At 51.9% G+C, this 12,519-nt stretch carries 12 protein-coding genes; 4 read left to right on the forward strand and 8 right to left on the reverse strand.

What is annotated here, in order from left to right; all coding sequences use genetic code 11:
* Position 1: 1 nt before the first annotated feature.
* The 4 genes from potC to SPL68_RS01300 form a co-directional block, all read right to left on the reverse strand.
* Positions 2 to 769, reverse strand: a complete 768-nt coding sequence (gene potC, locus SPL68_RS01285; RefSeq protein ID WP_323813253.1) for a spermidine/putrescine ABC transporter permease PotC — start codon at positions 767 to 769, stop codon at positions 2 to 4.
* Complete coding sequence (gene potB / locus SPL68_RS01290; RefSeq protein ID WP_323813254.1) at positions 753 to 1,625, reverse strand: spermidine/putrescine ABC transporter permease PotB; 873 nt, start codon at positions 1,623 to 1,625, stop codon at positions 753 to 755. Before potB ends, potC begins: the two co-directional genes overlap by 17 nt.
* Positions 1,615 to 2,715: a spermidine/putrescine ABC transporter ATP-binding protein PotA gene (gene potA / locus SPL68_RS01295; protein WP_323813255.1), complete on the reverse strand. Its 1,101-nt coding sequence runs from the start codon at positions 2,713 to 2,715 to the stop codon at positions 1,615 to 1,617. Before potA ends, potB begins: the two co-directional genes overlap by 11 nt.
* A gap of 292 nt (positions 2,716 to 3,007) precedes the next feature.
* Positions 3,008 to 3,328, reverse strand: a complete 321-nt coding sequence (locus SPL68_RS01300) for a hypothetical protein (protein WP_323813256.1) — start codon at positions 3,326 to 3,328, stop codon at positions 3,008 to 3,010.
* Between the two features lie 301 nt (positions 3,329 to 3,629).
* On the opposite strand from SPL68_RS01300, the gene SPL68_RS01305 reads away from it, so the two are divergent.
* Positions 3,630 to 3,974: a hypothetical protein gene (locus SPL68_RS01305; protein ID WP_323813257.1), complete on the forward strand. Its 345-nt coding sequence runs from the start codon at positions 3,630 to 3,632 to the stop codon at positions 3,972 to 3,974.
* A 94-nt stretch (positions 3,975 to 4,068) separates the two neighbouring features.
* Here the strand turns inward: SPL68_RS01305 and SPL68_RS01310 are convergent, their stop codons facing one another.
* The 3 genes from SPL68_RS01310 to SPL68_RS01320 all read right to left on the reverse strand — a co-directional run bounded on the left by SPL68_RS01310 (position 4,069) and on the right by SPL68_RS01320 (position 6,222).
* Positions 4,069 to 4,407: a P-II family nitrogen regulator gene (locus SPL68_RS01310; protein WP_007639554.1), complete on the reverse strand. Its 339-nt coding sequence runs from the start codon at positions 4,405 to 4,407 to the stop codon at positions 4,069 to 4,071.
* Positions 4,408 to 4,582: 175 nt separating this feature from the next.
* Positions 4,583 to 5,851, reverse strand: a complete 1,269-nt coding sequence (locus tag SPL68_RS01315; protein WP_323813258.1) for an ammonium transporter — start codon at positions 5,849 to 5,851, stop codon at positions 4,583 to 4,585.
* Positions 5,852 to 5,883: 32 nt separating this feature from the next.
* Positions 5,884 to 6,222 (reverse strand): P-II family nitrogen regulator, encoded by a 339-nt coding sequence (locus SPL68_RS01320; RefSeq protein ID WP_323813259.1) that lies wholly within the window; start codon positions 6,220 to 6,222, stop codon positions 5,884 to 5,886.
* 386 nt (positions 6,223 to 6,608) lie between these two features.
* On the opposite strand from SPL68_RS01320, the gene SPL68_RS01325 reads away from it, so the two are divergent.
* Both SPL68_RS01325 and SPL68_RS01330 read left to right on the forward strand, forming a co-directional pair.
* Entirely contained in the window at positions 6,609 to 6,833 is a 225-nt protein-coding gene (locus SPL68_RS01325; RefSeq protein WP_323813260.1) for an accessory factor UbiK family protein, read from the forward strand.
* Positions 6,834 to 6,984: 151 nt separating this feature from the next.
* Positions 6,985 to 8,493 carry a YifB family Mg chelatase-like AAA ATPase gene (locus SPL68_RS01330; protein ID WP_323813261.1) on the forward strand — a complete coding sequence of 503 codons (1,509 nt, stop codon included), beginning with the start codon at positions 6,985 to 6,987 and terminating at the stop codon, positions 8,491 to 8,493.
* 3 nt (positions 8,494 to 8,496) lie between these two features.
* Here SPL68_RS01330 and SPL68_RS01335 read toward each other — a convergent pair whose 3' ends face one another.
* Positions 8,497 to 10,212: an EAL domain-containing protein gene (locus SPL68_RS01335; protein ID WP_323813262.1), complete on the reverse strand. Its 1,716-nt coding sequence runs from the start codon at positions 10,210 to 10,212 to the stop codon at positions 8,497 to 8,499.
* Positions 10,213 to 10,469: 257 nt separating this feature from the next.
* Here SPL68_RS01335 and rep point away from each other — a divergent pair, with 257 nt between their 5' ends.
* Positions 10,470 to 12,488, forward strand: coding sequence for a DNA helicase Rep (rep, locus tag SPL68_RS01340; RefSeq protein WP_323813263.1), 2,019 nt, complete (start codon positions 10,470 to 10,472; stop codon positions 12,486 to 12,488).
* Positions 12,489 to 12,519: the final 31 nt, after the last annotated feature.

Here is a 12,519-nt window from a genome sequence, read left to right on the forward strand (position 1 = left end):
TTTATTTATCCTCACGTAAAAGAAGTTGGGAAATAACAACCAGAGTCAAAGAAACAACCAACAAAATTGTCGAGATTGCATTTACTTCAGGCGAAACACCCACCCGCACCATGGAGTAAACCTTGAGCGGCAATATTTCATAACCAGGGCCAGTCACAAACGCACTGACGATCACATCGTCCAATGACAGGGTAAAACTCAATAACCATCCCGCCGCGACTGCAGGCAATGCCAGCGGCAGGATAATTTTCCAGAAAATACTGCTTTCAGATGCGCCCAAATCCCGCGCAGCCTCCAGCATTTTCATATCAAACCCCTTCAAGCGCGAGTAGACCGCCACTATCACAAACGGCAAACAGAAAGTGATGTGGCCGATCACCAAAGAGACAAAGCCCAGCTTGATGCCCAAGGTCATAAATACAATCAATAAGGAAATTGCCATCACAATCTCGGGTGTCAGCATACTTACAAACACCATCGAGGACAGCAGCGCCTTACCTTTGAACTGGTAACGATGTAATGCAACAGCAGCAAGCGTGCCAATGATTGTCGCCGCACTCGCCGCCACTATGGATACAGTGAGGGAATTGAGCGCCGCAGTCATCAAACCATCGTTGTTCCAAAACTTCTCATACCACTGAAAAGTAAAACCGCCCCAGCGAATACCATACTTGGATGCATTAAAGGAGTTCACCACCAGCACCAAAATGGGGAGGTAAATAAGCGCGAGCACCAGGCCCATGAAACCCCATCTAAAAATCGGAGCCATCGAGACCTCCCTGCTTGCTTACAAAACGTGCAGCGCGGAAATACAGCCAGAGCATAAATCCGAGCAGCACAATCAAAATCACACTGAACGCGGAGCCAAACGGCCAATCGCGCGTGTGCAGAAATTGGGTTTTAATTACGTTACCGAGCAGCAGGTTTTTAGCGCCGCCGAGCAGGTCAGAGATGTAGAACATCCCCATCGATGGCAGCAGCACCATCAAACAACCCGCCACAATACCGGGCGACGTGAGCGGTACAGTGATATGCCAAAACCGGCGCAAAGGGCTAGCACCCAAGTCTTTGGCGGCGTGGTGTAAACGCACATCCAGCTTTTCCAACGCTGAATAAAGTGGCAACACCATAAAAGGCAGCAGGATGTAGCAAAGGCCGAGGATTACCGCGAATTGGGTGTAGAGCAATTGCAGCGGTTTGTCGATTAACCCCAAGCCAATTAACGACTTATTGATAATCCCCTGATTACCCAGAATGAACTGGATAGCGTAGGTACGCACCAGCGAGTTAGTCCAGAAAGGGAGGATCACCAAAAACAGAATCACCGGCTGCCAGCGTTTGGGCAGGCTGACAATCGCCATCGCAAAGGGATAGCCGATAACCAAGCACACAACGGTTGCCAGCAGCGACATGCGCAGCGAATCCCACAGAACCTTCAAATAGAGCAGATCGAGGGTGCGCACATAGCTATCTGCATTGATTGGCAAACTGACGGTCGCCTGCGGATCGCGTGTTAGAAAACTGGTAAGAATTACCAGTAGATTGGGAAAAAAGACAAACAGTGTCAGCCAGACACTGGCAAGTCCAATCGCCCAAAAGCGAAATGGGCCAAGATTAAGCTTCATAAGGCAGTACCACTTCCCAGCCCGGCACCCACTTGATGGCGACCTTTTGGTTGAGACTGTAATCAAATGAAGGATCATCTTCGTCGAAGAATTCGCTGGCGATCATTTCAATGCCGGATGGCAGACGAATCAATGAATCGAGGGTTTTACCTTTGTAGTTGCGCTCTACCACTGTGCCTACCAGATACTGGTCGGGGTGCGGATCATCAATGTATTCAACACGCACATCTTCAGGGCGCAGTAGCACATTGACCTTATCGCCCACTTTGAAATTGTGTTCGGCGTGCAGGCGCCACTTAAGACCTTCAACACGTACTTCGTATTCGTGATTGCCATCAACTTCGATGATTTCGCCTTCAAGCTGGTTTATCTCGCCGATGAACTTGGCCACAAACAAATTAGCGGGCTGCTCGTAAATTTCGCGCGGAGTACCCAACTGCTGCACCTTGCCTTTGTTCATGACCACTACGCGGTCAGACATAGACAGCGCCTCTTCCTGATCGTGGGTGACATAGACGAAAGTGATGCCAAGCTTGCGCTGCAAGCGTTTGAGTTCGATCTGCATTTGCTGGCGCAGTTTGTAATCGAGCGCCGAGAGGGATTCATCCAACAACAGGAGTTTGGGGCGATTCACTACTGCACGGGCGATGGCTACACGCTGCTGCTGACCACCGGACAATTGCGCTGGTTTGCGCTGCGCAAAATCACCCAAACGCACCATTTCCAAGGCCTCCATCACGCGCGGTGCGATTTCTTCTTTCGCCACACCACTCATACGCAAACCGAAGGCGACATTGTCGAACACGGTCATGTGCGGAAAGAGCGCGTAGCTTTGGAATACGGTATTGATCGGGCGTTTTTCTGCGGGTACAGGCGCTATATCCTGACCGTCCAACTGGATTACACCTGTGTCTGTTTCTTCCAGACCCGCGATCATCCGCAGCACTGTGGTTTTACCGCAACCGGATGGGCCTAGAAGAGTAAAAAATTCGCCGTCAAAAATGGTGAGGTCGAAATTATCGAGAACTCGGTTACTGCCATAGGTTTTAGACAGATTATTGAGAATCAGCAGGGCGCGCGGTTCATTCACCTCGACAGAGCTCCTCTAGTTATGTGGCCAACGTATGGCAGGGGAAGAAGTCACGTGCAGGCGCGCCCGAGACGATTTCAGCTCGCAAAGCGGACAGATGTACGGCTGCGAACCTACGCAAAAGAGCGGTCATTCTACTTAACTGGGTAGTTAAAAATCCAGTATTTAGCGGCGCAAAAACCCGCCCGCGCCAGCCATTTAAACCCAGGGATTTACAGCAATAACCAACGGGGCTAACACCCCTTAAAAACAAATCGGCCCCAATGCGGGGCCGATAGTAAAAATGTGCTTTTTAGATGGGACGACCACCGTAATCCGGGGTCGGCTTTTTTGGTGGATCGGCGGTGACATTCGCCGGTACTTCGTTAATTTTTCCGCCCTTCGCTAAAAATGCGGCGATTTGCTCTTCCAGCTCATCGCGCGCCTTTTGGCGTGAAGCGATACTGAAATCTTCCAGCGCTTCGGATTCTGCCGCAGCTTTGGATTTGGATGATCCGCCAGAAAAACTGGCCTCATCGCTATCGAGCGACTCGTCCGCGTCTTCTGCGTCCTCTTCCCCGTCTACGCCAGTCTCGTCAATATCGTCGTCGTTAATGGGGTCTTCATCAGTCATAATGTCACCTGAAAACTTGTACAATGTGAGTTCTTAGTATTGTTCATTTCTGCCAAGCCCAATGAGCTTCATTCAAGGCTTCGGCTAATTTATAGCGCAGACTCTTTTAAACGTCATGATCATTGGCTATGAATTTTTAGGCTTTTTTTGTCTTACAGACAGCCATCGCGGCGGATTTTAGTTATTAACTATTACCAAGTCTAGCGCCTGCAACTGGCCCAAGAAAAAGTGACAAAAAAGCATCAATTGTTAGGATTTTTTTGGTTAGTTAACACACATTAATTGCTTATTTATTACACCTATGAATTTCAAACATATTGCAAAACATTTCCCTGAATTGTCATCACTGCCCGCCGCCGAACAGCAAGCACTGATTGCTCAGGCATACCAAAATACTTTTTCAGCCGAACACAAGATGAAAATCTGGCGCAACAATTTAATCAGCGCGCTGATTATGATTTGTCTGTGCTTTGTTTTTGTGTTGGTGCTACGCCCGGCGCTGGGTATGTCGCAACAAACCAGCGCATTACTGTTAATGCTGATTGGTCTGCCCGCGTATTTTTACATTCAGCATCGCCGCTTTATTAAGCAGCTGCGCACCAACTTGCAAGAACTCCTGCCGCAACACCTGCGCAACAACAAATAATCAGCCATAAAAAAACGCCGCTACCAAGCGACGTTTTTTATTTGCGTTAGCGATACAAATTCGCTAATCGCGCCCATCAAATGAACCCGATCAATTAAACAGCGTCTGAACCGGTTTCGCCGGTGCGGATACGGATAATTTCATCGAGCGGAGCGATAAAGATTTTACCATCGCCGATTTTGCCGGTTTGTGCTGCTTTGGTGATGGCCTCTACCGCTTGCTCAACCATTGAATCATCTACCGCCAATTCAATTTTTACTTTTGGCAGAAAATCTACAACGTATTCAGCACCACGATACAGTTCAGTGTGACCTTTTTGACGACCAAAGCCTTTCACTTCAGTCACGGTCATGCCTTGCACACCTACGTCAGACAATGCAGTGCGCACGTCGTCGAGTTTGAAGGGTTTTACAACAGCGGTAATCAGTTTCATTATTAATTCCTTTGCTGGAGTCTTGTGAATGCTGGTGCCGGAAGCTCAGTGCGCGATCTGCCTGAATCCGGAAACGTGAGAGTAAAGATACACCCAAGTTTCACACATCAACAACAACTTTATAGCGGGTAAGGTATTTGCTCGCCGCCGCTGTGGCAACGGCGAGCGGTTAGCATTACTTGGTGCGAGTGAATTCTGGGTATGCTTCCATACCGCACTCAGCCAAGTCAACGCCTTCAAATTCTTCTTCCTCGCTTACACGGATTCCAATAACCAGTTTGATGATGAACCACACCACCAAGCTTGCAGCGAACACCCAAGCAAAGATCACAGCTGCACCGATCAATTGACCGAAGAAAGTTGTACCTTCTGAGGTGAATGGAACTACCAACAGACCGTAGAGACCAGCAACACCGTGAACAGAGATGGCACCAACCGGGTCATCGATACGTACTTTATCCAGCGCCAGAATACTGAACACTACCAACACACCAGCACCCAAACCAATCAGAGCAGAACCCAGTGCACTTGGAGTATCAGGGCTTGCAGTGATTGCAACCAGACCAGCCAGAGCACCGTTCAGAATCATGGTCAAATCAGCCTTGCCGAACAGCAAGCGAGCAACAATCAGCGCACCGATCAAACCAGCAGCGGCAGCAGCGTTAGTGTTCAGGAACACCATTGCAACAGAGTTAGCATTGGCAACGTCGCCCAGCTTCAATACTGAACCGCCGTTGAAACCGAACCAGCCGAACCACAGGATGAATGTACCCAGAGTAGCCAAAGGCAGGTTAGCACCGGTGATTGCATTTACTTCACCGTTAGGACCGTATTTGCCCTTACGTGCACCCAGCAACAACACACCAGCCAGAGCAGCAGCAGCACCAGCCATGTGGACGATGCCTGAACCAGCAAAGTCTTTGAAGCCGAATTGATCGTCAAGGTTCAGACCGAATACACCTTCTGCACCCCAAGTCCAAGAACCTTCCATTGGGTAGATGAAACCAACCATTACCAGAGAGAACAACAGGAATGCCCAGAGCTTCATACGCTCAGCTACAGCACCTGATACGATCGACATACAGGTAGCAGCAAACACAACCTGGAAGAAGAAGTCAGAAGCACCGGAATAGATAGAACCACCGGTGAAACCATCTTCGCGCTCAGCGAAGCTCTTCAGGGTTTCGGTAACGTCCACATCGGCGATACCAGTTAAGAAGAAGCTGCCGCCGTACATGATGGCGTAACCAGATACCAAATACATGGTGCTTGCAGTACCGAACAGCACTATGTTTTTGGTCAAAATTTCGGTGGTGTTTTTAGCGCGCACAAGACCCGCCTCAAGCATGGCGAAACCAGCCGCCATCCACATCACCAAGGCACCGCATACTAAAAAGTAGAAGGTGTCCATCGCGTACTGAAGATGATAAATATTCTCTTCCATTGGTTGTTCCCCGTCTGTTTATTAAAAGTGAATTACAACGCTTGGTCGCCGGTTTCGCCGGTGCGAATCCGCACCACCTGCTCCAAATCAGATACAAAGATCTTGCCGTCACCAATCTTGCTGCTGTTAGCAGCCTTACTGATGGCCTCGACCACTGAATCAGCTTCAGCGTCCGAGATGGCAATCTCCACTTTGGTTTTCGGCAAAAAATCCACCACGTACTCTGCCCCACGGTAGAGTTCGGAATGGCCTTTCTGACGGCCAAAACCTTTTACCTCAGTCACGGTCATGCCGTGCACACCTATATCGGAGAGTGCTTCACGCACCACATCCAACTTAAATGGCTTGATGATCGCTGTTACCAATTTCATTGATCGCGCTCCTAAAAAAATCCCCGCACACAAGATGCAGGAAGCACCGGAAAGACTATCGAGGGGCAAACTACCAGGGTGCCAACCTCACAATTGGTTCATTCGCGATTTTGCACAGAGCAGGCCAATTTCATAAAACCCATATAAATCATTAACTTAGATATAAAACATCAAGCAAACAGAAAAAATATCCAAGCCCGAATACAAGTGTTGCACCATTTTTGAACAACGCAACAAACCGCCAGCACCAGTTTTGAACACAGTCACCAAAAGCCACATTTATCGCCACCAGAACAAAAAATCAGGCGCCACGACTAACGGCTGCGGGTGCGATGAGGGAAACCAAGGGGTAAACTGCACGGATTCACCGGAACAGGAACACACCTATGATCAAAGATCTGGCTCAACGGCTATTAGAGGAAATCCAGAACCAACTTCCCCAAGGCGACCAACTGCTCCCCAAGCGGGAATTGCATTTGGTATTGCAATCGGCATTAGCGCGTTTGGATTTGGTCACGCGTGAAGAATTTGATGCCCAAGCAGCAGTGCTCCTGCGCACTCGCCAAAAACTGGAAGCGCTTGAACAACAATTGGCGCGACTGGAACAATAGACTGACGCCAACTGGCCAATTGTGTTTGGCCATCAGCTTGTTTTATAGTCAGTCGCGCACAGGTTCAGACGAGATTGCCGCAGGGATTTAGACGTAGCACTGCTCGCCAAACCACCAAAAAATCGTTTAAAAACAATCACAAGGATCGTCAATGTCACTCGCCATCGTAAACTCGCGCGCCAAACTTGGCATCAACGCCCCGCAGGTCACCGTTGAAGTTCATATCTCCAACGGGCTGCCCAGCCTCTCGATTGTCGGCCTGCCCGAAGCCGCCGTAAAAGAGAGCAAAGACCGGGTGCGCAGCGCGCTCATCAACAGCCACCTGGAATTTCCCGCCCAGCGCATCACCGTCAATTTGGCACCTGCCGATTTACCCAAAGAAGGTGGCCGCTACGACCTCCCCATCGCCCTCGGCATACTCGCCGCCTCGGGGCAGATTCCGCTGGAGCAATTGGAGCGATACGAATTTTTGGGTGAGTTGGCGCTCTCGGGCGAGTTGCGCCCTATTAGTGCAGCGCTGCCAGCAGCGCTCGCCTGTGGGGATGCGGAACGTGACTTGATAATTAGCACAGCCAACGCACGTGAGGCGGCATTCAGCAGTATTACGCGCGTCTTTGGTGCAGAAAACCTTCTGCAAGTCTGCGCGCATTTGCACCAGCGCGAAGCCCTACCACAAGCCGAAGCGGCGCAAGATAGCGGCAAATTCGACGACAATCTGCTGGATATCCTCGATGTAAAAGGCCAGTCCCACGCCAAACGCGCATTGGAGATAGCCGCCAGCGGCGGCCATAATTTGCTGTTTTACGGGCCGCCGGGCACCGGCAAAACCATGCTTGCCAGCCGCTTACCGGGAATTTTGCCCAGCTTGAGTGAGCGCGAGATGCTGGATGTGGCCGCGATCTATTCAGTCGCCGCCCAAGGACAGGATTATCAAGGGCGCCGTCGCCCGTTTCGCGCGCCACACCATACATCTTCCGCGATTGCACTGGTTGGCGGCGGTAGCAATCCCAAACCGGGTGAGATTTCACTTTCCCATGCGGGTGTGCTTTTTCTCGACGAGTTACCCGAATTTCCGCGCAAAGTTCTCGAAGTTCTGCGCGAGCCGCTGGAAAGTGGCGAGGTGCGGATTTCGCGTGCGCGCAGCCAAGCCTGTTTTCCGGCGCGCTTTCAGCTGGTCGCGGCCATGAACCCCTGCCCCTGCGGCTATCACGGCAGCGACGCCAATCGCTGCCGCTGCACGCCCGATCAGGTGAAACGCTATCGCGATAAGATCTCGGGGCCGCTGCTCGACCGCATCGACATGCATGTGCCGGTGCGCAGCCTGCGCCAAGGGGAATTGCACAATAAAACCACGGGCGATAGCAGCAGCGTGATTCGCACACGGGTTGAGCAGGCGCGCGCACGCCAGCTTGCACGCCAAGGTAAGGCCAATCACCAGCTCAGTGCGCCCGAGTTAGAACGCTATTGTGAGCTGATGCCCGCCGATAAGCAGTTACTGGAACAGGCAATTGAGAAGCTGGGCTTATCGACCCGCGCCTACCATCGCGTATTGAAACTGGCGCGCACACTGGCCGATATGGCAGCGCGCGAGCAGGTGAATACAGTGGATATCAGCGAAGCATTGAGTTACCGCACACTCGACCGCCAGCCGAGTAGCTGAGCCTCAATTAGGGCGTAGATGCTGGTGCGCAACTGATAGTTGCAGCCAGCCAAGAATATCCTCGTAGGATTTGGGCGATGCAAAATACTGGCCTTGCATAAGGTCGCAGCCCATTTCCTTGAGCCACTCTTTTTGCTCGCGGGTTTCCACCCCTTCGGCCACTACCCACTTACCCAGGTTATGCGCAAGCGCAATCATCGCCGACACCAAGCGCTTGTCGGTATGGCTGCGATTTAACTCCTGCAGGAAACCCAAATCGATTTTGACGGTACTGATCGGCAAGCGCTGTAAATGCAACAGCGAAGAGTTTCCCGCGCCGAAGCTGTCGAGCAAAAAATTGATGCCAAAAAACGCCAGCGGACGCATACACAGCGACACCAGCTCGATATTGTCGGCAAACACAGTTTCGGTGATTTCAAACTCGATATCGCCGGGTTGGATATCGTTATCGGCGAAAATCCGCGCAACTTCATGTACCAAATTGTCATCTTTGAATTGACGCACCGAGAGTTTGATCGCCATCATCAGAGGCTCATCCCAGCAGGATTGCAGTAATTTCAAGTCGTTACAGGCTTGGCGAATCACCCAGTAACCCAGCGCATTGATGATGCCGGTCTCTTCCGCGGTGGCGATAAAATCGCTTGCGTCTACCAGCCCCTGCCCCGGTTTGTTCCAGCGCAGCATGGCCTCCAACGCAACCACTTTGCCGCTGCTCACTTCCACACGAGGAACATAATGCAGCACAAATTGCTGCTGCCGCAGCGCCGCACGCAGATCGGATTCCAGACGCAGCTGACGGCGCACATCCTGATTCATTACCTCGGTAAAAAAACGGTAGCTGCTGCCCGCATCCTGCTTGGCTTTATACATCGCCATATCGGCATGCTTCAGCAAAGTATCGGCATCGCGCCCCGCCTGCGGATAGATGGCGATGCCGATACTGCAACCCACCACCACTTCATGGCCGTTGATATCTGCGGGTTGCTCGATGGTTTTGATGACTTTTTCGGCGAGATGGGCGACATCGGTATTAATGGCGATGTGCTGTAGCAGCAGGGTGAATTCATCGCCGCCGATACGCGCAACCGAGTCGCTGCGGCGCAGGCACGCATTCAAGCGCTCGGCGCAGATGCGGATAATCGCGTCGCCCGCATCGTGGCCGAAGTTATCATTTACCTGCTTGAAGCCGTTAAGATCGACGAACATCAGTGTAAAACTGACATTGTCGCGCTCGGCCAAATGGATCGCGTGTTCCAGCCGATCAAGGAACAAAATGCGATTGGGGATATCGGTCAGCGGATCATAATGTGCAAGGCGGGTGAGGTGCTGCTCGGTGCGCTTGCGCTCAATGGCATAGCGCAAAGTGCGCTCCAGCAGCTGGTGATTAATTTGCCCTTTGACCAGATAATCCGCCGCACCCGCGCGAATCGCCTCGCGGTCTACCTCGGTTTCCATCTCATCGGTCATCACCACAATCGGGGTCTGGCAAGCTTGCACGCGCGCGGCATTGAGCAAGTCGCGCGCATTGGCAGTGCCCCAATAATAGTTGAGCAGTGCCACATCAAATTCTTGCGATAAAATCTTGGTGAGTGCGGATTCCAAGCGGTCGCACCACGCCAGTTCGTACTCTACATGACGAACTTGCGACAAGACCTCGGCGATGAGCTGATATTCACTTCGCTCCCGGTCGATAAACAAAATTTTTACCTTCTTTTCCATCGTTCTCTATCCCTTTCAAACGCATACTTGGCACAAAATTCAGCGCTCGCATAAACAAATGGTAGCAGCCACCTGCCCCAAACTGAACGCTGTGTATAGATCAAATGGCCGCTTAAAGCCCCAAGTTCCGGTCTTGTAGTTATAGCGCTAGCATCTACGCGCCATACCGCTCCCAAAAGCTGGGTTACCACAAGGCAAGTTCAGCTTGTTAGAATGCCCGCCCAATCATTACCCGATTCAGCTCAAGGCCCCGCACCGTGACTCAACTCAACCCCCGCCAAAAAGAAGCCGTCCTTTACATCGATGGCCCCTGTCTGGTGCTGGCGGGCGCGGGCAGCGGCAAGACCAGTGTGATCACGCGCAAGATCGCCTACTTGATCGAACAGTGCGATATTCCCGCACGCCACATTGCCGCGCTCACCTTTACCAACAAGGCTGCGCGCGAGATGAAAGAGCGCGCCAGCAAGCTGGTCAAAGGCAGCGCCTCGCGCGGGCTGACGGTGTCCACCTTTCACAACCTCGGGCTGAATATCATCCGCCGCGAGCACAAAAGCCTCGGCTTTAAACCCGGCTTTTCAATTTTTGATTCCGACGACGCCCGCTCGCTGCTTAAAGAGTTGATGCTCAAAGACGGCGATCTGGATAGCGATCATCTCGATCTGGTGCAGAATCAAATCTCCAACTGGAAGAACGATCTGATCATCCCCGAGCGCGCCATGAGCATGGCGCAAAGCCCCGGTGAGCTGACCATCGCCATCATTTACCAGCGTTACAACCAAGCGCTGCGCGCCTATAACGCGGTGGATTTTGACGACCTGATCCTGATTCCGGTGGAGCTGTTCCAAACCAACCCAGAAGTGCTCCAGCGCTGGCAGCGCAAAATTCGCTACCTCTTGGTGGATGAATATCAGGACACCAATTCCAGCCAATACTTGCTGGTGCAACTCATTGTCGGCAACCGCGGCGCACTCACAGTGGTGGGCGATGACGACCAATCAATCTACGCCTGGCGCGGCGCTCGCCCCGAAAACATGAGTCTACTCAAGCAGGATTACCCGAGTTTGCGCGTGATCAAACTGGAGCAAAATTACCGCTCCACCAGCCGCATCCTGCGCGTGGCCAACCATCTCATCGCCAACAATCCGCACGAATTCGACAAGGCGCTCTGGAGTGAGATGGGCTTGGGTGATCCAATCCGCGTCATCCGCTGCAAAAATGAAGAGGCGGAAGCCGAGCGCATCGCCACCGAAATCATCACCCAACGCCTGCAAAAGCAGTACAAGTTCCGCGATTTTGCCGTGCTCTACCGCGGCAACCATCAGGCGCGCCTGCTGGAAATGAAACTCCAGCACCACCAGATTCCCTACAAGATGAGCGGCGGCTCTTCGTTTTTTGGTAAAACCGAAATCAAGGATGTGATGGCCTATTTGCGGCTGATCGTAAACCCCGATGACGACAATGCCTTTTTGCGCGTGATCAACACCCCGCGCCGTCAAATAGGCACCAGCACGCTGGAAGCCTTGGGCGGTTACGCCACTGAACGGGAGATCAGTTTATTTGCTGCGCTCGATGAAATTGGCTTACAAAGTCGCATTCCTGAGAAAAATCTTGAGCGTTTACAACGCTTTACACATTGGCTGAAACAGGTCGGGCAGAACTGCCGGAGCGACAACCCGGTCAATGCAATCCGTGAAATGCTGAGTGATATCGACTACGAAGGCTGGCTTTACCAGAACTCCAACACCCCCAAGGCGGCGGAAAAGCGTTTAGAAAACGTACATTATCTGGTCGAATCCCTGCAAAAAAGCCTCGATAAAACCGCCGATGATGACGAGGACGAAAGCACGCGCATTGAGGATGCCATCGCCAAACTGGTGTTGCGCGATTTGATGGAGCGGCAGGAAGAAGAGGACTTAAGCGATCAGGTGCAACTGATGACCCTGCACGCCTCTAAAGGTTTGGAGTTCCCGCACGTGTTTATGGTGGGCATGGAAGAGGAGCTGCTACCCCATCGCAATAGTATTGAAGACAACAATATTGAAGAAGAGCGCCGCCTGACTTATGTGGGCATCACCCGCGCCCAGCGCACTCTGAGCATGACCCTCGCGGGCAAACGCAAACAGTTTGGCGAAATGAGCGAAACCACCCCCAGTCGCTTTTTGGATGAACTCCCACCCGAGGATGTCGAGTGGGAAGGCTTTGGCGAACAGAGCGCCGAGAAGAATACCGCCAAAGGTGAAGAAACCCTATCCAACCTGCTTAATCTGTTCGATTAACGATCCCCCAGACCAGCCCCCTCCCCCAAAA

It is taken from the genome of Cellvibrio chitinivorans, assembly GCF_035117775.1.
GTDB lineage: Bacteria > Pseudomonadota > Gammaproteobacteria > Pseudomonadales > Cellvibrionaceae > Cellvibrio > Cellvibrio chitinivorans.